Raw genomic sequence first — 25,122 nt, 5'->3', positions numbered from 1 at the left:
TCTTCCTCCTTTTAACGTGCTTTCACTAATAAATATAAGAAGTACGGAATCCCAATAATGGAAACGACGATGCCAACGGCTAACTCTGATGGGGCGAATAAAGTTTTTCCAATAAAATCAGAAAAAACGAGCAAAGCAGCACCAATTAACGCACTTACCGGTACTACGAAGCGATGTTTAATCCCCACTAACTGCCGGGCAATATGGGGAGCCATCAATCCGATAAAGCCAATGCTCCCTGAAACTGATACACAGGCACTAACTAAGCCAACGCTGGCCAAAAGGAGAAGAATTTTTTCTTTTTCCAAATGAATCCCTAAGCTGACAATGGTATTATCCTCAAGCTGAAAATAATCCAGTAAATAAGACTTTCGATAGATGTAAATGCCAAGAATAATAATCCAAGGGAGCATCGAGACAATAAAGATCCAATTTGCATTATAAATTGCACCAGCCTGCCAAAGTGCGGCAGATTCGAAGTCTTTCTCGTTCATTTTTAATGAAAGATACAAGGACAATGCCCCAAACCCACTATTAATGGCAATCCCTGTTAAAAGCAGCCGTTGTACATCTAAACGGCCATGCTTATAGGAAAGAACGAATATAATGGCTGCCGCTATCGTTCCACCAATTAACCCGAATATTGGCATCATCATAATGTTGAGCCATTCTGATCCATCTGTACGGACTGCTTGAAACTGAAAGAAGAACATGAAGAAGACAACCGCCGCTCCTGCTCCAGCATTAATCCCTAGAATTCCAGGGTCGGCTAGGTCATTTTTCGTAATCCCTTGAAGAACGCAGCCCGCTAACGCTAAACCAATACCTACTAAGATCGCAATAATAATTCGTGGAAGACGCAGTTCGAAAATGACAAGTCTAAATTTTTCATTATCTACCAAACCAAACAAGGTTTTAATAACTTCCACGACGCTCATATCAAACATGCCATTGGTGACATGCAAATAAAATCCGATAAAAATGATAGTAAAGGTGACGATGACGGTAAAAACGAATCGATTCCGCTTTGGTTTAGGCATGCCTATCACCTCCACGAGATCGAATTAAATAAAGAAAGAATGGAATTCCGATAAAAGCCGTTACGACCCCAATTGGCGTTTCAAAAGGATAGTTAATGAAACGACTGACTAAATCACACAGACTAAGGAAAAAAGCACCCACTAAGAGTGAACAGGGAATGATAGAACGATAGTCCACTCCAACTAAAAATCTTACAATATGAGGAATAACCAATCCTACAAAAGCAATTTTTCCGACGAGTGCCACTGCCGTTCCTGTTAAAAGAACAACAGAGAACATCGATAAATAACGAATAAGCTTTGTTTTTTGCCCGAGCCCTACGGCAATATCCTCCCCTAAAGAGGCTACCGTGATGGCACGTGCACAAATTAGAGCAATTAATATGCCGACTAAACCAAATGGCACCGAGAGAAGAAGCATACCCGTATCAACAGTATGAATTTTTGTATTATACCAAGCAGCAACAGTTTGCGAGACTTGGAAATACATCGCAACCGCAGAAGCAACACTGCTTAAAAAAGTTCCGATGACAGTCCCGATGATCGCGAGCCTGACCGGCGACAGACCGTTTTTAATCGCCGCTCCAAAGCCAAATACTAAACCTGCTCCCAAAGCCGAGCCAATAATGGAGAGAATCATCATTTCATAGTTGGCCAATCCAGGCGCCATGACCAACGCCAACGTAATCACAAAAGCGGAACCATCGTTCACGCCCATTAACGAAGGCGATGCAAGATAATTTCGCGTAATCCCTTGCATAATCGCGCCGGCAACAGCTAAAAATGCGCCAACAACAAGAACAGCAATTGCCCGAGGAATTCTACTCGTCCGGATAATCTGATGATCCGCATTGCTTTGATCAAAATGGAGCAGTGCCTGCCAAATCGTTTCAAGCCCGATCTCTTTTGTTCCATATGAAACAGAAATTATCATTGTGGCGATAATCAATAATGGAGTTATGAACATAATCATATTTCGAATATTAGCTGTCTGATTCACTCTTTTGCACCTATCTTCTAACGTGCAGATTGGAAGCGAAGACGATGCTTGCTTCCAATTTTGCAGCTTCCATTATTTCAATAAATTTTCTTCGAGGACATCTAAAAATCTAGTTTTCGACCACGCGGTTCCACCTTCAGCTAATGGTGCAATCGTATTCACATATACCTCTCCGTTTTGCGATGCTTTTAAACTTTTAAAAATTGCATTATTTTGCAGGTCATCCAATGCTTTTGGAGCATCTGCATTTTCCGTCTCTGCAAATTGCAAAAAGATAATATCTGGATCAACATCTGATAAGGTCTCTAATGATATTTCTGCTTGTGCTTCCGCTTTTGCCACAACATCTGGAACTGTTAACCCTAAATCCTGATAAAGAATCGGGTTAAAATAGACATTCTCCGGATAGACATACATTTGCCCAGCGCGAATACGGATCATCAGCACAGATTGATCACTTACATCTGAATTGGCAATCTTCTCTTTGGTATCTGCTACTTTTTGCTCATAATCAGCAATCAGTTTTTCCGCTTCAGCTGTCTTGTTCGTTAATGCTGCTAACGCCAAGAGATTATCTTTCCAGTTGGCTGAGATGTGAGAGTATGGGAGAGTTGTGGCTAATTTATTCATTTGCGTCATGACATCTTCGCCCCATTTGGACGTTCCAATAATCGCATCAGGCTCTAATGAAAGAATCGCCTCTGCACTCGGAGCTCTTTTATCTCCTATCAATGCCGCTCCTTCAAGCTCATTTAAATATTCTGGAATCCTCCCTCCTACTTCTAATACACCGACTGGCTTAATCCCAAGCGCGACCGAATCTTCCATCGATTCAAAGCTGGCAGCGACAATATTTTCAACAGGATTTGGGAATGCATACTCTGTCCCCAAATAATTTATCTTAATTTCCTTTGCTTCCTCCACTTCAGATTTCGTTGCTGTTTCAACCGGTTTTTCCTCTGTTTTTTTACTACTTTCTTCTGATGTATTACAAGCAGCCAAAGAAAAGGTCACTAATGTGGCCACTCCATATTTCCAAAATCTCTTCATATATTTCCCTCCAGCATTTAATTGATATTGATTCTCATTACTGATCCCATCCTACCAAACTGCAATAGGGAAATGAATAGATATTTGCGTATGAAAGAATGGACTTTTTTATACCAATAAATTGGTAATTTCATAATAGTTTCCTATAATTTAAACAATTATTTTATATTTCTTTTTATATAAAATGGATTTTTTTCAGGACTCCTCATTCATTTTTATATATTTATTACATTGGAAATTGCTGAAGAGAATTGTATGATGGCGAAGGAACGATTGAAGATAGTTGATAAATTTGGTTGTAAAGGAGATTGATTTCGTGCAAAACAAAGATATTCAATTTGATTACGATTCGAAATTCACCCATTATCAATATACCATTGAAGTATATGTGCCAAATGAAACTCCTCCAAAATCGGGGTTTCCGATCGTCTATTTGTTAGATGGACAATCGTATTTTCAATTTGCTAAATATGCTGTTAAGCTGCAATCGGCTAATACAGCAAAAACGAAAGTTGAACCTAGCATCGTGGTGGGGATTTGCCATGATGAACAAGACATGAGGCAACGAAGATTCTATGAATTTACTGCACCAGCAGAGCATTATCTTTTCCCCGAGCATGCGAAAGGAAAAAAGATGAATCTCGGTCACCATGGCGGCGCCCCCCTCTTCCAAAAATTTATGAAAGAAGAACTCAAGCCTGCGATCGAAAAGAAATTTGCTGTAAATAAAAATAAGCAGACTCTATTTGGCCATTCTTTGGCGGGATACTATACGATTTGGTGCTATTTAACGCACTGCCATGATTTTCAAACCTACATCGCGATAAGCCCATCGATTTGGTGGAATGGAAAAGAATTATTTGACTATTTGGAGAAAGCAAATCCAGATGATTTGCAGAAATTATTCATAGCCGTAGGTGAACACGAGGGATTCATGGTCGAGGATGCTAAAGAATTCTACAAAGAATTGCCCGCTCTTTCAAAGGAACTATTTATTGCTTCAGAGGAAAATCACGCTTCCGTTGTACCTGCAACCATTAGTCGGGCATTGCGGTTTAAGGGCGGAGAAACTTAACTGCTGCATTCGTGCAGCAGTTAAGTTTAAAAACAGCAAGTGCATAAGCAGTTGACTGATTATCTTATACGGAAACAGAACTATCAACGGGACTTTGCAATCTTAGGCACACGTAATAGTTAGTCGAAAACAGACCTTGATGCAACATTCATGGGAATGAAAGATGATTATATGAAGAATGGTCAATTGAAAGCACCATTAAATCAATTTTGAAATTAGAATGACTTAATATAAGTTGACTGTAAAACAGTTGTTTCAAACAATTCTACAGAAAACTACCGTTTTTTTCCCAAGCCCCTTTTCTATTTGTTGCTAAAGCCTAAAATGGAAATGAGAAAAAGTGTAAAATCAGACTAGACGTTTACAAAAAGGGCTGATTTCAAAATGTCATTTTTCAACGACATTTTGAATCAGCCTTCTAATTCGGTAAATTTCCTTATTTTTGGTTACCACCCAATATACGATGAATATGGATGATTAGATAAGTTTTCTCCTGCCCGGATAAGTCAATTGCATATTTTTGTTTGACAAATCGTGTAATACTCTCAATAATTTCGCTTTCTTTGGACATAGATTGACTCAATTGGTCGTATAGAATATCAGACTCAGAATCCTCAAAAGTTTGTTTTTTGACTATTCTCTCTGCGAAAAATTTCAGATGAGTAATGAATCTTGAGTAAGAAAGGCTATCCTTTTCAAAATAGGTGTTTGCTTTTCTAAGTACAATTGCCTCAAGATGGTCAATCAACTTTACAATCTGAACTTCCTGATTATATGATTCTGAATTTAAGCGCGCATTCACAAAATGCAGTCCGATTGCGGAAGCTTCACTTTCAGGTAGTTCTATACCCATTGTTTGATTGATAAGGTTCACCGCATATTTTCCAATCGCATATTCCTTTTGATGATATTTAACTACTTCAATATAGTTAAACTTCTCACCTATTATTCCCTCGGAAAAACGATTGGCAACAAAGGCAATATGGTCGGACAAGGATAAATATAAGTAATCCATGACTTCAATTCCGTGTTCTTTAGTCGCATAATCAATGATTTCTTTTACAATATTAAAGTAAGTATCATCCAACTCGCTTGCCAACTGTATAAAGTTTCGAAGAATAGTTTTATCTTTCAGGATAAACGTCTTCTCTACCTCAGACTCTTGTATTTCATGGCCGATTGATTTCTTATACCCTATTCCTTTTCCCATTAAAATACATTCATTTCCTGAATCGTTAACCGCTAATATCAACGAATTGTTCATAACTTTTAGGATTTGCATGGCCATCCCATTCCTTAGATGTTAGTTTAATCCATTGTTTTTAATTACATTTTGATACCAAAAGAAGCTGTCCTTCTTAATTCGACGCAACTCTTTTAGATCAAAATCATCTCTGTCTACATACACTAAACCATATCGCTTCATAAATCCTTGACGGGAGCTTAACAAATCCATAACAGACCACGGACAGTATCCAAATAACTCCACACCATCTGAAATAGCATCATTACAAGCAGCTATATGATTTTTTAAGTATTCAATACGATAATCATCATGCACTTTTCCATCCTCTGTCAACTGATCGCCTGTTCCTAAACCATTCTCTGTAATAATCATCGGCAGACGATATTTTTCGTAATAATCGTTCAGTACAAGTCTTAAGCCCATCGGATCTACTTGAATACCGTAATCTGTTACTACCAGATTTGGATTCTTTTCAATCTTAAAGTATCCATATAAGTTAAAATCTATATCATTTTCTTTCGTTCCAAATGGATGAGCTTCATCTACAGGTAGATAGCTTGCTACCAATGTGCGATAATAGTTCAATGCAATAAAGTCTGGTTTTGCTGCCTTCAGTATTTCTTCATCTTCTGGCTTTGTCTCTGGATAAATGTCACATTTCTTAAGGTATTCTTTATAGTATCCTGGGTAATCGCCGAAACAATACATTTCCAGGGCATAGTTTGTTTTGAAATTGTCATTCATTCTTGCCGCCCATACGTCCTCTGGACGGTTTGAACTAGGATATGTCATAGTAGAGGACACGGCCGGACCAATTTTTGCATCTGGCAGCATTTCATGACAAGCATTTGTCGCAAGAGCATGAGCCACAAACATATGATAATCCATCTGTGCTCTCACTTTCTCAACCTGATCGCTTGGCACATCATACATATTCATTCGTATATTAACTCGAATCATTAGATTTTGCTCATTATGGACCTGCCAATGCTTAACACGGTCACCAAATGCCTCAAAGCAAATTTTTGCATATCTTTCAAATGCATAAACAGAATCGCGGCTTTCCCAGCCATTGTACTTGTCAACAAGTGCAAATGGAAGATCGAAGTGATATAGAGTCACAAATGGAATAATATCATTTTCTAATAAGAAATCAATCACATTATTGTAAAAGTCAATTCCCTTTTGATTCACCTCACCGTCGCCATCGGGAATAATTCTAGCCCATGAAATGGAGAAGCGGTATGTTTTTAATCCCAATTCTTTCATTAAAAGAATGTCTTCTTTATAGTTATGATAAAAATCACTGGCTACTTTCGTATCTGCTTGTACATCTGCTTTTTGAAATGCATTGTAATCAGCTACGGTTTTTCCTTTACCATCTTTGTCCCAGGCTCCTTCAATTTGGAAGGCCGAGGAGGAAGCTCCCCACCAAAAGTCTTTTTTAAAATGGTTTTTCATATTTGACACTCCTATGCTTTTAGTAAAATTAACTCATCATGAATGGTTGATTTTTCGTTCTCTACAAAAGAAACGTTTTGGTATTGTGTGGAATTCGTAATAATCAACGGTGTGCTGAGATCATATCCTTTAGCTTCAATTGCTTTTATATCAAATGAAACTATTTTGGTTCCTTTGCTGATCTCATCGCCTGCCTTTACATGAGCTTCAAATCCTTCTCCTTTAAGCTCCACCGTATTTAATCCAATATGAATTAACATTTCTACCCCGTTTTCCAATTGTAAACCGATAGCGTGTAACGTTGGATAGAGGATAGACACTTTACAATTCATTGGTGCAACGACTTCACCAACCTCTGGATAAATGGCAATTCCTTCTCCCAATGCCCCCGAAGAAAACACCTCATCTTTGACCTGAGCTAAAGGGATAATACTACCTTGAATCGGTGAAGGTATGCTCGTTTCAGCCTCTGTCTTTACTGAATCAGGAACGATTCTATCTGTTTTTTTGGGAGTCTCATCAACAGTGCCTTCTTCAGGAATGTCTTTAAAACCAAACAACATAGTCATAGCCGCTGCCCCAAAGAAAGCAATCGCAATCCCAATTATGTAACATAAAAATGCCTTTGTTCCCGCTTCAATATAAACTGGTATCGTTAAAACCCCTTGGTTAGCAAAGGCTGTACCATAGGATCCACCCCATCCCATTAATGCCCCGCCTAACGCTCCACTGATAACCGCATAAATCATTGGTTTTTTCAGTCTTAAGTTAACGCCGTATATGGCGGGTTCTGTCACTCCAAAAAGTGCAGTAACAGTTGAAGTGGCAGCTAATGTTTTCAACTTTTTATTTTTTGTTTTCAAGAAAACCCCTGCAGCTGCTCCTGCTTGTGAGAAGTTCGCTGCTCCTGCAAACGCTAGAAGATTCTGTTGACCAGTTCGTGCAACATCATTAATCCCGATTGGTACGATTGCCTTATGGGCTCCAAAGATGACAAGAACACACCAGATTCCCCCTATAAAAGCACCTAACAACGTTGGACTAATATCCATAATGACGTAATACAGCCAATTTATAAAGTTTCCTAGGTATATCCCAATAGGTCCAAAAACAATCAAAGTCGCAGGTACCATTACTAATAATGTGAATGTTGGGACCATAATAATCTTTAAAACTTCAGGTGTAATACGTTCAAAATAGCGTTGAACATAGGCCATAATAAATACTGCAATGATGATTGGGATAACAGTTGATGTGTAATTCGCTTGGGTGACACTAATTCCAAATAAAGTGACAGAAGCTTCTCCTGACATTAATGTAACGATGTCAGGGTAACACAGTGTTGCTGCTAATACCATCGCAATGATTTCATTTGTCTTAAACACTTTTGCTGCTGCATACCCGATAATTATCGGGAAAAAATAAAACACTGCACTTGATGCTGCATTCAAAATAATATACGTATTGTATTCCTTAATATCAACACCCCAATAGGAGGTGGCAATCATTACTGCAAGAGCTAAGATCCCTTTGAGCATACCTGATGCGGCAATTGCAGGGATAATTGGTGTGAAAATTGCTGTAACAATACTTAAAATTCTGTTTCCAATAGAACTTTTTTCTTCCTCTTTACCTTGAGTCTCCTTTAATTCACCTAACTGCTGTATGATGTGGTCATGTACTTCTTCCACTTTATTTCCAATAACAACCTGGAATTGTCCACTACTCTCCACAACAGAGATGACCTCATCCATCTTATTTAGATTCTCTTTAATGGCCTTCTTTGGGTCATTTAGGATAAATCGCAAACGTGTATAGCAATGGGTTAAACTTGATACATTTTCTTTTCCTCCGACATTCGTCAAAATGTCTTTTGCAACCTGTTGATAATTCATATTCTTTGCTCCTTCTGCTCCTTCGTTAGGATTGGTCCGCTGGCCAACGGATAGGAGGAACACACATTGACATAAAAAAAAGATCAAACATACACAAATAATCCATGGAAAATACATAAATTCTCCCTTGGTTATTTGGTGTACATTTGATCTTGCCTGCATTATCAGTAACACGTCAAAATGTATTCCGCTGTTTAACTTTGTTTTTAAATTAACACGCTTTCATTTTTATTGCAAGCCCTTTTTTTATTCTCCTATTCAGATTATAAAACAAAAAAAATATACTTGTACAAATTTTTATTTTAGGATATTATACTGCATTAAAGAATCTAGTTGCCTGGAATTATTGAACATTGGTTGTTTATTATATGCCCTGATACATTAAAAAAATTGGTGAATCTAAGCTCAAAAAAAGAAAGTTATGCTCTTCTTCATACCTAAAATTAGCCACTTCAGTATATATCTTCTTTGTATTTAAATTTACTTTCTAAACATATAAAAACGAAAGGAGATCATGGAAAAATGGAAAATACGCACAGGAACCAAACATCACTCATTTTATGGATTGTGCTGTTTTTTTGGTTCGCTCAATATGTCTATGTTCCTTATCAAACTACATATCTACTTCTAGCGCATATTTCTAGTAATTTGGTTGGTACAATTATCGGTGCATATGGTATTTCACAACTTGTGCTTCGGCTTCCTGTGGGTATTCTTGCTGATCTTAGCAGCAATCATAAACTTTTTATCATTTTGGGCTCCTTTTTTGCTGGTGCTGCTTCTTTATTTCGTATTTTGTTACCTGATGATATTGGCTTTTTAATTGCAAATATTTTATCAGGTACAGCAAGCGCAACCTGGATTTCCTTTATGATCTTGTATATGAGCTTTTTTACAAAAGGAGATCAAACTCGTGCAACCAGTAAAATTATAATGGCTAACAATTCAGGTATGTTACTTGGCTTTGTCACTAGTACTTTCTTGTATGATATTGTCGGCATGATGGTGATTTGCGCCTTCAGTTTAGGAGCTGGTCTTATTGCATGTGTACTGTCCTTTTTCCTCCATGCAACAAAACCATCCATACAACCTAAAATAGGTGTAATAGAGTTATTACAGGTAATAAAAGATAAAAATTTATTACTTTATTCATGTTTAGCGTTAGTACAGCAAGGTGTGCAAATGGCTACAACCATGTCCTTTACAAACCAAATCATCCAGGATCTTGGCGCAACAAATATGGTAATTGGATTTTCCTCCATCATCTATATGCTCTCTGCCGTTTTATTTGCCAAGCTAGCCTCAACCAGATTTCTTGAGCTACTAACAAAAAAACAGTGGATATACTCTAGCTTTTTATTACTGGGCATTTACTGTTTAATGGTTCCTCAAACGGGGGACATATTTATTGTTTGTTTCTTACAATTAATTCCTGGAATGGGTACGGGTATATTGTTCTCTCTTCTAAATTCTGAGGCAATCAAATCTATTCCCCAGCAAAAACGATCAACAGCAATGGGCTTTTTCCAGGCAATCTATGCCTTAGGTATGACTACTTTTCCAATAATCAGCGGCAGCATTTATGAGCATCTATCCATGAAAGCCGCGTTTCTATTTTTAGCTGGAACTTGTTTTATTGCCTTCTCTGTTTCCTTGATATACTCTCGTAAGGAAGAAAGCAGATCCCTTAAAAAAAAGGTGTCTTAGCTGGAACTATCCATTTGTCTTTGAAAAGGAACATTTTTTTATGCCCTTTTAATATGTGAAAGAGTAAACAAATAAACATCGACAGTCCACTGCACCCAATTGGAGTGTATCCAAAAATTATAAAAGCAGAAACTAAGAACCTAGTATAAATGCCCAACCTCACGAGCAATACGAACCTTATCATTAGTTTAAAAAGTCCATTGATACTTCATATGGATCACCGTAACGTTACCTTTTCGGTGCTGGAATATTGGATTGGATCATCATCTTAATCTGTGACATATTAGTGGATTGGTCTCTATATATTTTTCTAAAACCAATTGAAAGATGTTAAAGTAATAGTATGCTAGCAAACACTCAAGGTTCTAATATATCGATTTCATCATGCTGTAAAACCACGAATTAAACAACATAAATAAATGATAGAACTTTTCTTAGAGAGGCTTAAAAAAATTTAAGCGAGGATGTTAGTATACATTCTATCCGAATATAAATGGGGGACATTTTTTATGAGATATATTTTTTTACATGGACTTGGACAAGATTCATCTAGCTGGGATCATACCATTTCTTTTCTTTCAAGACACCGCCCTATAGATTGCCCTGATTTACCTGAGCTGCTACAGCAAAAAGAAGTAACCTACAACCATCTATATGCTAGCTTTGTAGAATATTGCGCTGAAATTGACGAACCGTTACATCTCTGTGGTTTGTCATTAGGTGGCATTCTAGCCTTAAATTATGCGATAAAATACCCTGAAAGAGTAAGCTCTTTAGTGTTAATTGGCGTACAACATAAAATGCCTAAAATATTATTAAAATTCCAAAATATGATCTTTCGGCTTATCCCCAACTCTGCCTTTCAACAAATGGGATTTACGAAGCAAGACTTTATTCAGCTTACAAATTCAATGTCTACTTTAAACTTCAGCAAAGGCTTACATAATATTTCTTGTAAAGCCTTGATTGTTTGCGGAAAGAACGATCATGCAAACAAAAAAGCCTCTAAGGAATTAACAGCGTTGATTCCAACAGCAAAACTTCAATTTATCACAAAGGCAGGTCATGAAGTAAATACACAAGCACCACGAGAATTAGCTGAAATGATAGAAGCTTTTTATGGGGGAAAGTAGGTGTAAACTGTGAAAAAAAATACTAGAATAATTTAAGTTTGAATCTAATGGAAAATTTCAGGTTCCATTTTATACCTTTGATTCAAAAATACAAACCTTTCTCTTAAAAATCAAATGACTAAAATAGCTATAGACTTATCAAAGCATTGAATACTTAATAGTACTTATACTGACCTTTTTAATCTCCAACCACTTTACAATAAATAATTAAATTCGCCGTTGCCGTCTTTTTGAAATTTAAATGTTTCCCCATTATATTGGAACTCACCCTCAATACTATTTTTAGTTTGTTGAGTTATATTCCTTATTCTCATTTGTCAAACTTGCTTCTGTATTAGCTATAGCTGGAGTAGCAACAATAGAGAGCATTAGTGAAAAAGTTAAAAATATTAAAATTTCCTTCGTATAGTTATTTTTTACAAATGCTGTAAAGCGATCTTTCTAATATTTCATATTATGTTATTATTTTCAATATACTTAAATAACTTTTTAGAGGAGATAATAAATGAAACTGCTAAAATTTATCACAATGCTTCTAGTCATTATCTGTATCATGATTTCATTTCTAAAAAGCCACTTTGGGGTTTTAGCATTCTTTTTTCTCGGTATTTTCTTATTGATAAGAAGCAAAATGGAAGCAAGTAAGTGGGGGTTCCTATTCAGTAGTTTGCTTTGTATTTTTAGCCTTTGGTTTTTCATTACACTTGTGTTGTCAGGGAAATATTAAGGATTTTTGTCAAAAGCTTGGGTCCCTTTAAATTTAAAAAGAAATTCAGAGAAGAAACATATAGAAATTAACGGCAATACCATTTTTCCTTCATTTAACCTACCCTAAAAAGCGCAGACCTGCTTACCTTTGGCCTGCCCTTTCTTCTCATATTTTCTCACTAAGCCTCAAAAAGGACCATTTCTCGCTTTCGATTTGTGAATGTGGCCACCTTCGTCACCCCTCTGTTCATGAGCATCGCTTGAATGTCATCTCCATAAATTCCCATAACCTGTGGGAAGTGAGAATCAGAAAAGGTTGAAAAAGGAACTTGTTCTTCTACTAAAATATCAAGTAGCATCGCACTTGGACACATTTCCTTAACCTGATAACGGTAGGTAATAAAGACCAGGATTTATTTCCGTCGCCGCGTCGCTTTCCTTTAGCTCCTTTGCTAAATGGCGAAGGGGATTATCAAACCCCAGCCATTATAAGAAAAAATCTTTCATTAAAAATTAATTTAACTTTCAAATAAAGATGAAAAGAGTGATCAAAATTTACGATTGCAATAAAAATTTTTATTGATTAACTTCCTTTATTTGAATATCAGGGCAATTTATGACAGACAGTATTTCTTCTAAATTTGTTAGTTCAAAAGGACAAATGATCCCTTTTACTTCACTTTTCAGGGCAATTTTTGCTAATGAAGCAGTCACCATCGCGGTTGTATGATAATCAGAGAAGGTAGATAAAAATAATATTCTTACCCTCTCTTTGTTATCAACCACTCCCTTTACTTCCACAGTAAGAAAAGCATTTTCATTCTTATTAGGATTATGCCTTACGACCTTAGAAAGAAAATTATTATTCACTTTATTAATCATTTCCATAAAACCCATTTTTCTTATCATAGAAACCAGCTTATTAAAGGCATTAACATTCCAAGAAGTCCAATAATTTATCGGGGCAGTTGTTAATTTCCCTTTTAACAATAGCTTTTCTGAATGGTCTATTAGCCTAACTTCTTTTTCTCTAAAATGATTAAGAAAATACATTCTTCTTTTTTTTGTAAATCCGGATAAAGTTTCATTTTGAAAGGTAACTGGTTGATCTATTATCTTTAACATATCTAAAATTCCAGATATTCCTGCTTTCGCATTCGTACTTTGTAATAAACCAACGTTTATTTCTGTTATTTCTTGGAAATCCGAAATAGCTTCCTTAATCATTAAGCCTGATAAACCAGGGAAAAATCCAGACATTATTACAGAACCTATCTTATTATTTTCTGCACTTTGATTTAGCTCATATACTTTCTCAGCAAAATCATAAAACGGTGTAACATCTATACATAATATTTTATTTTCAATACACCTTTTTTGAATATGCGGATTTCTCTGCTTTACTGCTACGACTACAATATCCACATTCTTTATTACTTGTTTTATATTTTCTTCATTATCAACATCTAAACATTGAAACTGAACGTCACTGTTAAAAAAAGCTGCTAACCTTTTACCTCTTTCATTTTTATAATCCGTTACTATTAATTTTATTTGCTTTTCAAACACTCTCAGTAACTCCATGCAAATTAATTTACCAAGAACACCAGATGCTCCAACAACCATCATTTTTTTCATGATTTAAACCTCTCTCTATTAAACCTTTACTAAATTTTAACATGTACTCTTTGAATTTCATGTAAAAAACTTTCGTACTAATCTGGAATTTAACAATTTTCCTTTCATCTTAAATTTGTCTATGGCATCATAAAAATGTAGGTTATGGCATTTAATTTATGCAGTGCCTGGAAGGTACTGCATAAATTAAAAAAACCACTTGTCAACATTCCAAAATACACATACACTTCCTGTTGGGACAAACAAGCGCAGGAGGTATTAAGGAGATGTTGGCAGTGGCCGAAATTAATTATATCAGACATGAGGCTGTCGAAAAAGATAGTAGTTATTCAACAATAGCGAAAAAAATGGGAAGAGATCCTAGAACCGTAAAAAAGTATGCCGAAAAAGAGGATTTTAGTCCTGAAGTGAAAGTGAAACAAAACAGACCTTCACCCATCATGGATTCAGTTAAGCATATCGTAGATGAGTGGATTTTAGAGGACTTTAAGCAAAAAAAGAAGTTTCGTAGAACCGCAAAGCGGATGTGGGAACAGCTAAAAGAAGAAGTTGATTTTAAGGGATCTGATCGAACGATTAGAAATTATGTTTCGAACAGAAAGAAAGAGTTATTAAATGAATCTAGTCAAGCCGCTCTACCACTTGAATCTAAGCTGGGTACAGCACAGGTTGATTTTGGGGAAGCACCATTTAAATATCAAGGAGAGGACATTGTGCTCCCCTATCTAGTCTTATCTTTTCCTTATAGTAATGCTTTTTATTTTCAGGTGTTTCCTTCACAAAATAGAGAGTGCTTCCTAGAAGGACTGAAGCGAATTTTTCATCATATGGGTGGAGTTCCAAAAACAATCAGGTTTGATAATCTATCCCCTGCCGTAAAAAAAGTACTGCCAAATGGAGAACGGCAGCTAACAGAGGAGTTTCAAAACTTCGTTCTTCACTATGGTTTTAAATGCGAGTTTTGTAATCCGAATAGTGGCAACGAAAAAGGGCATGTGGAAGCTATGGTCAAATATGTGAGGAATAATTTCTTACTACCAGGTCTACATGTATTTGATATAGATCAACTTAACGAGAAGTTATGGGACAAAGCTGAAAGAGACCGTGAACGTAAGCACTATGAGAAAGAAACCTTTATTTCTACATTGTTTGAAGAGGATCAAAAAGCTTGTTTTGTTCTTCCAGGGAAAGAGTATCAATGTGTAAGGTATGAAACCGTCAAGGCGGATAAGTATGGTTATATAAGGGTAGAGAAGAACCTCTATTCAACCTCTCCGAGGTATGCGCTAAGTAAGGTTCTCGTAAAAATCTCATATAATACGATTGAAATACTCACAGACGATAATCAGCTGGTGGTTAGTCACTCTCGATTATACGGTCAATATAGAAAGTCTATGAAATGGCAGCCATACTTAAACCTAATGGCCAAACGTCCTTTGGCACTTAAATATACGAGTTTCTATGAGCAACTTCCAACAGAATGGCAAGAGTATTTCAATTCATGTACAGCTGCGGAAAAACCAGAGGCTCTTAAACTACTAGCAATGGTATTGAAAGAACATGATTTTAGTAGAATTACGGAGGCACTTATAATCGCTTCTGAGCATGGCCATCCATCTGTTGAATCCATTAAACAGGTGTTTTATCAACTGATAAATGGACGGGGAATCCGTTCGGAAATACACCCCAATCGACCATTGCCAGAAATGCCGAAGGCTATTCGAGGTTTAGATCATTATGATCAGCTTATGAAAGGAGTTGATCTACAATGAATGGTCAGATTCTAGAATATGCCAAGCGGTTGAAATTAAGCTGGATCAGAGAACATTATCATGAAGTGGAAGCAAAGACGAATGAGGATTTCTTACTAGAGTTATTTAGAAGAGAAGTTGAGCAACGAGAGGAACGGAAGACGAATCTATTACTGACACAAGCGACGCTTCCTAAAACAAAAGGAAATCCTTTTGATTGGAAAGATATATTATTAACTCAAGGGCTCAGTAAAGAGGATTTATTAAATGGTGCATTTCTGGAACGGCAGGAAAATTTAATTTTCTATGGAGGAGTGGGCACAGGTAAAACTTACTTAGCCACCATTATTGGATTGAATGCCGTACAAAAGTTTGGAAAGTCCATCAAATTTTATACAGTAGCCTCATTAGTCAATCGATTACTAGAGGCAAATGAAAAAGGAACACTAAATAAGCTCTTTAAACAAATAGAGAAACTTGATTTATTGATCTTGGATGAACTAGGGTATATTCCTCTCCATAAACAAGGAGCAGAATTATTATTTCAGGTTATTGCGATGTGTTATGAAGCGAAGAGCATTATCATTACAACAAATCTTCAGTTCGGTCAATGGAATCACGTTTTCGGAGATCCGATTGTAACGGAAGCAGTCATTGATCGATTAATTCATCACTCGCATTTAATCGTGTTTAACGGGGATAGCCACCGTTACAAAGAATCAATTATACAAGGTTAATTCTATGCGTTGGCAAGTGGTACATTTTTAAATGCCGTTTAATACATTTTTTGCTTGCCAAATACAATCTTAAATTTAACTTTTTTAACAGATTTTAGGTCTGACACTATCGGATGGAGAAGTATCATAAAAGACTTCAATCAAGAAGAATTGTTCAAGTATATTCCGTAAAGGAAACTGTTACGACAACTCTATCATGAAGAAGTTCTTTAGGATTATGAAATCTGAATTCTTATACTAAAAGGAATTTGAAAGTGTGGTGCATTTAAAAAAAGCTAGAAAAATATATCGAATATCAAAACACGAAAGGATGAAGACAAAATTAAAAATGAGATCGGTGCAATACCGAACTCATTTTACCCAAGGTCGCCTGAAATAACCGTGTCTAACTTTCAGGGGGTTTTCTTCTTGGTTCACATTTATCATCACTGCCATTTATTTTCAATTTTGGCTCAATTTTACCTAGAGTATCATCTAATCTTACCTTTTCAAAACCTAATCTCAGGATGGTCTTGACAAGTGATACTGAATTTAACAATGCATAGAAAAACAGAAAAATATATAAGTAAAAAATGAAAATTAACATTAGTAGAAAAAAATCATCCTCTAAGCTAGTAGAAACAACCAGATACATTCCAATGGATAAGATCGCATGCCAACTCCATAACACACTAGATAAATAAAATGGAAAAAAGAAACGAATATATAAATTTTTCCTATTCAAAAAAAACAGAAAGTTATTGTTGCTCACAGATAGAATAATCGCAAAACCTGATATGACAATAGCCATCATAGCTATATCCGCTGCTATCAAAACTTTAGAAATTTCTAAAATTATGCCCTTTAAATGGAGACTGTCTATATAAAACATCAAATAAAACAAAAATGTTGGAATCATTAGAGAAATGTAAAACTCATGACAGAAAATTAATTTAGAAAAACCATAAACCTTAAGCATTTCTTTAAACTTATATTTATTTTTTTCAATACTCATTTTTTGCTGCTCCTAAGTGTTGATCAATCGCTCTTTTTAAAAATGTTAAGTAATTTCTAGTGAATTCGTCAATTTTGTCATCTCCAGATTGAATTGACTCATATAACAACTCTTGCTTAGATAATATTTGTCTATTTTCATTATTTCTATCTTTGCCTCTAACATCAAAATGTCCATAACCTGCTAGAGTCATATTCACAGGTTTTCTAAATAACTTAGACTCTGGATTGAGTCCTGACTCATGTGCTATATATTCATGTACAGCTTCTCTTGATTTTAGATTCTTTAATTCTTCATCAAGGTCATTAAATTCTTCATCATCATCCCAATTTGCTGGTATTAAATGAAATTTAGCATAATTTATTTTTTTTAGATTCTTTAATTCCTTTTTTAAATCACTTGCATTAGGCAATAATTCATATTTTAATTCTCCTAATTCAAATGCATTTCTTTCTATCATTTGTGTGAAGACTTCAATAAATTGGTTTCTTGAAATCCTCCCTTTTCTCTCTTCAAAAACTACAATTTCATTTTGGTAATCAAAAAGAAAATTTGACCACTTTGCAACATTTTCAACACTATTCTTTGTAATTTGTACAACATTAGTGTCAACTATACTAGTAATCTCATCTTTAGCTCTTAGAACTCTTCCAGCAATCATTAATTTTTCATCAATTTCCAAAGGAGTTACATCGATAAAGTTCCATAACGATTTATACTTACTAAAAAATTTCTCTGATGTTGCAATTCCTTTTTTAAAGTGAGCTTTTGTTATGTTTAACGGATATGAAAATAGATTTTGATTAATACTTAACTTGGCAGCATATAGATGATGTTTCCTCAAAATACAATTCCTCCAATAAAATCTTACTTTTGAAAGAATTCGACATTTAAATTTATTTTCCTCCATATTTCCCATTTAAGTTACAATTAAAACAGACTATTCGATAAAATTTGATAACAAGTTCCCAGTTAATCATAGTTATGTGTTCTTAACATGTCTTTCGCAAAAAACTCTTTTGCAATTTGTTAAACCTTATTCAGTTGTGAATCGTTCTACGTAATTATTCTTAAAGAAATTTTGTCAAAATCTCTACTTTTGATATACTATAGAAAAAATTAAAGGAAGTGTTCATTTGGACAATACGACATTTAAAACTATATCTGTTTTTAATCATAAAGGCGGCGTTAGTAAAACTACCACCACATACAATATTGGTTGGAAATTAGCAACAAAAGGATTCAAAGTACTACTAGTTGATGGAGACCCACAATGTAACTTAACAGGATTAATACTAAAAGATAATTTTGAAGATTATTACACAACAGGCAGCTCGAAACTATTTAATATAAAGGATGCTGTCAGACCAGCTTTTGAAGGAACCCCACACCCTATTCAAGCAATAAATTGCTATTCTCCTAGTGAGAATCCAAATTTATATTTAATACCAGGTCATATGGATTTATCAGAATATGACCCTGCCTTAAGTTTGTCGTTAAATAGTAATAATGCTATAACAACACTTCAAAATTTGCCTGGTTCTTTTTTTGAACTTATCCGATTGTGTTCAGAAAAGTATTCAATTGATATTGTATTAATAGATATGAATCCAGGCCTGAGTGCAATTAATCAAACCTTTTTTATTTCTTCAGACGCATTTATTATCCCAACAAATCCAGATCCGTTTTCATTAATGGCTCTTAATACAATGCAAAAAGTTTTACCTCGTTGGAAACAATGGTCATTAAATTCTGCTCCATTTTTTGAAACTGCAACTTATCCGTTGCCACAAAAAGAACAAAAATTTATTGGAGAAATTATTCAAAGGTTTAATCTTAGAAATAACAAACCTGCTGCAGCTTATAATGACAAAATTTTAGAAATACAAAACTTTATAGAAGAAGTTTTTGTACCTAAACTTAAAACATTTAATATGGTTGCAGATATTAACAAAGCCAAAAGTAAAGGCTATACAGACTCATATTGTTTAGCTCAAATACCAGAATTCGGGGCCCTTTTACAACGGTCCCATGAACATGGTGTACCAATATTCGCTTTAAAAGATTCTCAAATGGGTACTACAGGTAGAGTAAAAGCAAGTATGATAGACAAACAACATGAACTAGATATACTATTTGAAAATCTCACAAATTCTATTATTGAGACATTAAAATGAACTCAGCTCTTAAGCAATTTAATTTTTTAATACGCGACACACGTCAAATTTCAAATGTATATCAACACTTTAATCTACCAAGTTTAGACGATTTATTAAGATGGCAATGGACACAAACCGTATCCGCCCTTGATAAATATATTCATGATGTTATCAAATTAGGACTGATCAAAACTTACAATAAACAAATTATACCTACTAAAAGTTTTTCAAATTTTCTTATCCCAATTTCTATACTAGATGATCCTTTACTAACTTCTAACGCATTTGAACAGTTTGTAATACAAAAATTATCGTATAATTCTTATCAAACTCCCGAAAAAATTAATGAAGGCCTTTCTTTAATCTGGTCCGAAGAACATAAGTGGCAAACTATTGCAGAAAGTATGGGAAGAGATAGAAAATTTATAACAAACAAATTAAATTTAATTGCTCAGAGACGTAATCAAATAGTTCATCAAGGAGATTATCCTTCTTATAATTTAGAAAAAGAATCCTTGACATTATTAGAAGTTAATGATGTTATCAATTTTATAGAACAGTTAGTAAACATTATACACATCAATCTACAGAATGATTTTGCTGTTAGAGTGTTAAATCAACACCAACAAAATTTGGCAATGGTATAACACCATCCTACTCTTTCTCCCCACTTTTTATGTACGGTTCAACTTAACGTTGGAAAGGGTAAACTAATATAAAAAAGGAGTAGACCATAGTAATTTCGTCTACTCCTTTTACCTTTTATTTAAACTTTACTAGTGATTTGCTATTTTTAAAGATTGGATACTACTAGCATTAAACCTCCAGTGTTAGCTTCAATATCGATATTTTAATCGCCATCACTTTTAGCTTCCGTTTACGTTTTCTATCTATTACGATTTATAGACTGTTTGTATTCAAACCTCATTTTGGATAGGCTACACTTAGTTGGACAGAATTTTTAAGGTCAAGTAGACTACAGATAATATAAGTGAGGAGAATCTACATGGCCAAAAGAGAACGCCGAACATTTACTGAAGATTTCAAACGACAGATCGTGCAATTGTACCAAAATGGAAAATCGAGAAAAGAGATTATTCGTGAATATGACCTTACTCCTTCTTCTTTAGATAAGTGGTGAGTCAGAGCCAAAATTCAGGTTCTTTTAAGGAGAAAGACAATCTAACAAATGATCAAAAAGAATTGATGGAACTCCGGAAAAGAAATAAACAACTAGAAATGGAAAATGATATTTTAAAGCAAGCCGCGCTGATACTAGGACGAAAGTAATTGTAATCAAGAATAATGTGACTGCTAGAATAAAGTGTACAGTTTTTGCTTGATAAGATGAAACGCTTATTTACCCAAATATACCAGCAAAAAATATCAACCTATCACTGTAAAATGATCATAGTTCATACTTGCAGTGGAGGTTAGCGAAGGTGGATAAGTGGGAAATGTACATGGAGATAAAGCAATTATTAAAGCAAGGATTTAGTCAGACAAAGATAGCTGAAAAGTTAGGGGTTTCTCGAACAACTGTTTACAGGCACTTAAAGAGATCTCCTTCGGAGATGGCGGAATGGGTTGATTCTCTTCAGTATAAAAAGAAAAAATTAGATCCATATAAAGAACTGATTTTATCTTGGTTGAGAATGCATCCGGATATGTCAGCAGCACAAGTTTATGATTGGCTTTTAGAGAAATATAAAGATCTAACTGTTGGAGAAAGTACAGTAAGAACATATGTAAAAGCATTAAGAGAAGAATACAAAATAAATAAGGAAACATCTCCTCGAATGTATGAGGCAATTCCTGATCCCCCATGGGAGAACAAATGCAAGTAGATTTTGGTCATACGAGACAAAAAACTGTTGATAATAAGGAAGCCAAACTCAACTTTATAGCTTTTGTCTTATCACATTCTAGACAAAAGTATAAAGAGTGGTTGGATAGACCATTTACAACACGGGATGTTATACAAGCCCATGAGAACGCGTTTAAATGGTATGGAGGAATGACCAATGAGATCGTTTATGACCAAGATAGTTTAATTGTTGTTAGCGAAAATGGTGGAGATCTAATTTTAACTAAAGAATTTCAGCAGTATAGAGAATCCAGAGGAATAAACCTTCGGGTTTGTAGAAAAGCTGACCCTGAGAGTAAGGGAAGAATAGAAAATGTAGTTGGATTTATCAAACAAAACTATGCCAAACATAGAGTGTTTCATAACATCGACTCTTGGAATGAGCAAGGATGGGAATGGCTGAACAGAACGGGTAACTATAAAATACACAATACAACAAAAAAGAGACCATTCGAAGTGTTCCTCCTGGAAAAGCAACACTTAAAACCAGTCTCCCAAAATATAGATATTCAAAATAACTATGAGATAAGTATAGCAAGATGTGTTCATAAGGACAATACTATTCGTTACCAATCTAATCGGTACTCTCTTCCACTTGGAACTTATAACAAATATGAAAAAGTATGTATCAAGGAAACGGAGACTAAAGAATTAGTTATTTATATACCTGATACTGGCGAAATTATTGCAAAACATTCAATTCCCGAAGGGAAAGGGATGTTAATAAAAGATAAAAAACATAGTAGGGATCGTACAAAAGGTGTTGGAGCATTCATTAATACAGTGGCTGAGAGATTTGAAGATAAAGAACTAGCCTTTAAATATTTAGAGAAGGTTAGGGAAAAAAATCCTCGTTACATTAAAGACCAGTTGCAAATCATCTTGCGCGAAACAAAAGGTATCGATAACGAAGTACTGACTAAAGCGTTAGCAGAGTGTTTAAAAAGGAAATTATACAGTGCAACTGATTTTGGTGATATCATTGCATATGTGAAACGTCAGCGCCAGGTACATGAAACAGTTATTGATAAAAAGAAAGAAGTTAAGACTTTGAACAGGCTATCAGAATGGGTTTTAGAAACAGAAGCATACAAAAGAAAAGTAGATACTTACACGGTTTTAATGGAGGTTGAATAGCGATGAGCCAAATCCAACAATTACAAGACATAATGAAAGGGTTAAGACTCGTTGAAACTGCCAAGCATCTCCCCCATTTGATCAGAGAAGCTGAGCAAAAAGACCTTTCATTTACTCAATTCCTGTTAGATGTCACTTCTTATGAGCAAACTCGAAGAGAAGAAAAGCAACTAAACAACCGATTAAAGTGGGCAACTTTTCCTTTCAGCAAAACACTTGAGGAGTTTAATTTAAAAGAACAAAAGTCTTTAAGCAACAAACAACTAAATAGATTAAAAGATTTAACTTGGATAGAACAGCTGTACAATTTGATTTTATTAGGGCCACCAGGTGTAGGTAAAACTCACCTGGCCGTAGGCCTAGGAATAGAGGCTATTAACCAAGGGTATAAAGCGATATTCACATCAATGGGAGATTTAATTCATAACCTGAAAACAGAAGAAATCACACGAAAGTCAAAAGCAAGAATGAAAAGAATTAGAGAGGCTGATTTAGTCATAATAGATGACTTAATGTTTATGGCAATGGATCAACAAGAAGCTAATATGTTCTTTCATTTAATTAATGACTTGTATAATCAGTCTTCCATTATCTTGACCTCTAATAAGGCACCAAAAGAATGGGGAGAATTATTGGGTGATCAAGCTATAACAACAGCAATTCTAGATAGGATTCTTCACCGAGTAGAAATCATTCATTTAAATGAAGATAGTTATCGTATGAAGCATCGTTCTACCATATTTGGGGAACAAAGTGTTTCAAAATAACGAGCAAAAATTGTTTCATTCTACTTGACGGTCACAAATAATCAACACAAATACTCGATATCAGCAATATGCAAAGTCCTACAAATCTCTAGAAGTGTCTATTATTATGAAGCAAAAGAAAGAAGAGCAGAGGATCCCGTTGTCTCTGATGTGGTTGATATCTTTCACGCAAGCCGTCAAAACTATGGAACACGAAAAATCAAAGTAGAATTAAAAAAGCGTGGTCTTATCGTTTCCAGACGAAGAATCGGCCGCATCATGCAGGAGCAGGGCCTTGTTTCTGCCTACACAACCGCTCAATTTAAACCACATACGAAAACCTGTAATGAATCAGAACAGAAAAATGAATTGAATCGTGAGTTCGCCCAGAAACAAGAGATGAGCGCAATCGTAAGCGATTTAACGTACGTAAGAGTTAATCAAAAATGGAAATACGTATGTGTCTTTGTCGATCTCTTTAATCGAGAAATGGTTGGTTTTAGTACAGGACCAAATAAAGATGCATTACTCGTATATCGTGCGCTAGCTTCTATCAAGGTCGATCTAAATAAGATACAGCTATTTCATACAGATCGTGGAAATGAGTTTAAAAACCAATTGATTGATGATGCTTTAAAGACATTTAATATTCAAAGATCCTTAAGTATGAAGGGCTGCCCGTATGATAATGCAGTAGCAGAGGCAACATTCAAAATCATCAAAACAGAGTTTGTGAAAGGCAGGCATTTTAATGGTTTAGATGAACTAACAAGGGAATTACAAGACTATGTTCACTGGTTTAATAGCATACGAATTCATGGGACCCTTGGATATGAAAGCCCAATTGATTATAAGCAAAGACACCTTAAAAAAATTGTCTAGTTTTGTGTTGACAATCCATTACGTAGTATAAGTATAATTTCTAAAGTGCTATCTAAGAAAGAATATTTTTAAATATCAATTTCAAACTTTCGCTTTACTATCACTTATGGTACGGTTCTCCGTACCGGTTTATAGGGTAAACTAATAAAATAAGGGACAAAAGATTGGTCTTTTGCCCCTTACCTGTGAAATATTTTTCAATAAAGAATACTCTCTAATTCTCCACGAACATCATTATTTGTAAGATACTCATTTTTATAATGAGAAAATTGTAGATTGTACAGAATTTCATGAAAATTACTATTCATGTTTATTGACTTCTTATACTCTTCTTTTAATTCCGGGGAAAATCCCAAATTATATTTCTTTTTAAATACTAGCGCCCTCAATAGATTTAGTTCTTTTTGTGGATTATCTTTTAAGACAATATTTATCTGTCTATTTTCGATTGACCACCTTAAATCATCATCGTATAAGGTGTCCTGGTTAAAGTTATAAACAATACCATCAACACTTAAAAAGACGGACTTTGCAAGATTTTTTTCTTCTGCTAATAATTTATTTTCCCTAAAAGCCCATGTGTTTTCTAAATTCCATAAATCAAATTCGATATTTTCTATATTAACTTTATACCCACCAAATCGATTTTTCTTATAATTATATTTTTCAACAAAGCTTTCAAATGTTTTTTCAGTTTTACAATGTAGTTTAACTGCAATATCAAAATCTCTTGGCATTTTTTTGTATTCATTATAAAGGTAATAATCCCTAATAGATCCTCCAAAGAATAATAAATCTCCAAATTCGGAAAGTCCATTAATAAATCTTAAAGTTTCTGGGTAATCTTCCAACAAATTATATATTTCTACTTTTATTGTTGTCTTTGATACCATACA

The 25,122-nt window shown here is 34.9% G+C and carries 21 protein-coding genes and 3 pseudogenes; 13 read left to right on the top strand and 11 right to left on the bottom strand.

From position 1 onward, the window contains the following. Positions 1-11: 11 nt before the first annotated feature. The 3 genes from NST02_RS02440 to NST02_RS02430 all read right to left on the bottom strand — a co-directional run bounded on the left by NST02_RS02440 (position 12) and on the right by NST02_RS02430 (position 3,090). A complete protein-coding gene (locus NST02_RS02440) occupies positions 12-1,040 on the bottom strand; it encodes a FecCD family ABC transporter permease (RefSeq protein ID WP_095313961.1) in 1,029 nt (342 codons plus the stop codon). Beyond that, on the bottom strand, positions 1,033-2,040 hold the full coding sequence (locus NST02_RS02435; protein WP_408014796.1) for a FecCD family ABC transporter permease: 1,008 nt from the start codon (positions 2,038-2,040) through the stop codon (positions 1,033-1,035). The genes NST02_RS02440 and NST02_RS02435 overlap by 8 nt, the downstream gene beginning before the upstream one ends. Positions 2,041-2,112: 72 nt before the next feature. Beyond that, positions 2,113-3,090 carry an ABC transporter substrate-binding protein gene (locus tag NST02_RS02430; protein WP_137743766.1) on the bottom strand — a complete coding sequence of 326 codons (978 nt, stop codon included), beginning with the start codon at positions 3,088-3,090 and terminating at the stop codon, positions 2,113-2,115. A gap of 316 nt (positions 3,091-3,406) precedes the next feature. Between NST02_RS02430 and NST02_RS02425 the strand changes: the two genes are divergently transcribed. Then, on the top strand, positions 3,407-4,165 hold the full coding sequence (locus NST02_RS02425; RefSeq protein ID WP_095313956.1) for an alpha/beta hydrolase: 759 nt from the start codon (positions 3,407-3,409) through the stop codon (positions 4,163-4,165). Positions 4,166-4,601: 436 nt separating this feature from the next. Here NST02_RS02425 and NST02_RS02420 read toward each other — a convergent pair whose 3' ends face one another. The 3 genes from NST02_RS02420 to NST02_RS02410 are packed head-to-tail and all read right to left on the bottom strand — an operon-like array spanning position 4,602 to position 8,767. Further along, entirely contained in the window at positions 4,602-5,447 is an 846-nt protein-coding gene (locus NST02_RS02420) for a PRD domain-containing protein (RefSeq protein ID WP_095313954.1), read from the bottom strand. A 21-nt stretch (positions 5,448-5,468) separates the two neighbouring features. Beyond that, positions 5,469-6,872: a glycoside hydrolase family 1 protein gene (locus NST02_RS02415; protein ID WP_095313952.1), complete on the bottom strand. Its 1,404-nt coding sequence runs from the start codon at positions 6,870-6,872 to the stop codon at positions 5,469-5,471. Between the two features lie 11 nt (positions 6,873-6,883). After that, positions 6,884-8,767 carry a beta-glucoside-specific PTS transporter subunit IIABC gene (locus NST02_RS02410; protein ID WP_340947857.1) on the bottom strand — a complete coding sequence of 628 codons (1,884 nt, stop codon included), beginning with the start codon at positions 8,765-8,767 and terminating at the stop codon, positions 6,884-6,886. Between the two features lie 522 nt (positions 8,768-9,289). Between NST02_RS02410 and NST02_RS02405 the strand changes: the two genes are divergently transcribed. Both NST02_RS02405 and NST02_RS02400 read left to right on the top strand, forming a co-directional pair. Further along, positions 9,290-10,474: an MFS transporter gene (locus NST02_RS02405; RefSeq protein ID WP_340947854.1), complete on the top strand. Its 1,185-nt coding sequence runs from the start codon at positions 9,290-9,292 to the stop codon at positions 10,472-10,474. 509 nt (positions 10,475-10,983) lie between these two features. Then, positions 10,984-11,607, top strand: coding sequence for an alpha/beta fold hydrolase (locus NST02_RS02400; RefSeq protein WP_095313945.1), 624 nt, complete (start codon positions 10,984-10,986; stop codon positions 11,605-11,607). An 887-nt stretch (positions 11,608-12,494) separates the two neighbouring features. Here the strand turns inward: NST02_RS02400 and NST02_RS02395 are convergent. Together NST02_RS02395 and NST02_RS02390 are read right to left on the bottom strand one after the other, a co-directional pair. Next, a complete protein-coding gene (locus NST02_RS02395; protein WP_137743765.1) occupies positions 12,495-12,674 on the bottom strand; it encodes a hypothetical protein in 180 nt (59 codons plus the stop codon). Between the two features lie 217 nt (positions 12,675-12,891). Beyond that, entirely contained in the window at positions 12,892-13,953 is a 1,062-nt protein-coding gene (locus NST02_RS02390; RefSeq protein ID WP_340947852.1) for a saccharopine dehydrogenase NADP-binding domain-containing protein, read from the bottom strand. Between the two features lie 266 nt (positions 13,954-14,219). On the opposite strand from NST02_RS02390, the gene istA reads away from it, so the two are divergent. From istA to NST02_RS23710, 3 genes and pseudogenes are all read left to right on the top strand, one after another. Next, a complete protein-coding gene (gene istA / locus NST02_RS02385; RefSeq protein ID WP_340947791.1) occupies positions 14,220-15,725 on the top strand; it encodes an IS21 family transposase in 1,506 nt (501 codons plus the stop codon). After that, positions 15,722-16,441, top strand: coding sequence for an IS21-like element helper ATPase IstB (istB, locus tag NST02_RS02380; protein WP_095314893.1), 720 nt, complete (start codon positions 15,722-15,724; stop codon positions 16,439-16,441). Before istA ends, istB (NST02_RS02380) begins: the two co-directional genes overlap by 4 nt. 104 nt (positions 16,442-16,545) lie before the next feature. Continuing rightward, positions 16,546-16,820, top strand: a pseudogene (locus NST02_RS23710) (IS3 family transposase); the annotation flags it as partial. A gap of 6 nt (positions 16,821-16,826) precedes the next feature. Here the strand turns inward: NST02_RS23710 and NST02_RS02375 are convergent. Further along, positions 16,827-17,435 carry a hypothetical protein gene (locus tag NST02_RS02375; RefSeq protein ID WP_137743763.1) on the bottom strand — a complete coding sequence of 203 codons (609 nt, stop codon included), beginning with the start codon at positions 17,433-17,435 and terminating at the stop codon, positions 16,827-16,829. Beyond that, on the bottom strand, positions 17,425-18,279 hold the full coding sequence (locus tag NST02_RS02370; protein WP_137743762.1) for a hypothetical protein: 855 nt from the start codon (positions 18,277-18,279) through the stop codon (positions 17,425-17,427). The genes NST02_RS02375 and NST02_RS02370 overlap by 11 nt, the downstream gene beginning before the upstream one ends. Before the next feature lie 292 nt (positions 18,280-18,571). Here NST02_RS02370 and NST02_RS02365 point away from each other — a divergent pair, with 292 nt between their 5' ends. The 7 genes and pseudogenes from NST02_RS02365 to NST02_RS02335 form a co-directional block, all read left to right on the top strand. After that, on the top strand, positions 18,572-19,612 hold the full coding sequence (locus tag NST02_RS02365) for a ParA family protein (RefSeq protein WP_340947849.1): 1,041 nt from the start codon (positions 18,572-18,574) through the stop codon (positions 19,610-19,612). Beyond that, complete coding sequence (locus tag NST02_RS02360; protein WP_137743761.1) at positions 19,609-20,241, top strand: HEPN domain-containing protein; 633 nt, start codon at positions 19,609-19,611, stop codon at positions 20,239-20,241. The genes NST02_RS02365 and NST02_RS02360 overlap by 4 nt, the downstream gene beginning before the upstream one ends. Before the next feature lie 359 nt (positions 20,242-20,600). Further along, positions 20,601-20,901: pseudogene (locus NST02_RS02355) on the top strand (transposase); the annotation flags it as partial. A gap of 135 nt (positions 20,902-21,036) precedes the next feature. Further along, a complete protein-coding gene (locus tag NST02_RS02350) occupies positions 21,037-21,441 on the top strand; it encodes an HTH domain-containing protein (protein WP_340947847.1) in 405 nt (134 codons plus the stop codon). Next, complete coding sequence (locus tag NST02_RS02345) at positions 21,432-22,598, top strand: DDE-type integrase/transposase/recombinase (protein ID WP_237071933.1); 1,167 nt, start codon at positions 21,432-21,434, stop codon at positions 22,596-22,598. The genes NST02_RS02350 and NST02_RS02345 overlap by 10 nt, the downstream gene beginning before the upstream one ends. 2 nt (positions 22,599-22,600) lie before the next feature. Then, positions 22,601-23,365 (top strand): IS21-like element helper ATPase IstB, encoded by a 765-nt coding sequence (gene istB, locus NST02_RS02340; RefSeq protein ID WP_025909801.1) that lies wholly within the window; start codon positions 22,601-22,603, stop codon positions 23,363-23,365. Between the two features lie 30 nt (positions 23,366-23,395). After that, a pseudogene (locus NST02_RS02335) lies at positions 23,396-24,226 on the top strand (IS3 family transposase); the annotation flags it as partial. 197 nt (positions 24,227-24,423) lie between these two features. Here NST02_RS02335 and NST02_RS02330 read toward each other — a convergent pair. Continuing rightward, a complete protein-coding gene (locus NST02_RS02330; protein WP_340947846.1) occupies positions 24,424-25,119 on the bottom strand; it encodes a hypothetical protein in 696 nt (231 codons plus the stop codon). Positions 25,120-25,122 lie beyond the last annotated feature (3 nt).

Source organism: Robertmurraya sp. FSL W8-0741 (assembly GCF_038004005.1).
GTDB lineage: Bacteria > Bacillota > Bacilli > Bacillales > Cytobacillaceae > Robertmurraya > Robertmurraya siralis.
This window is presented reverse-complemented; position numbering and strand designations above follow the sequence as displayed.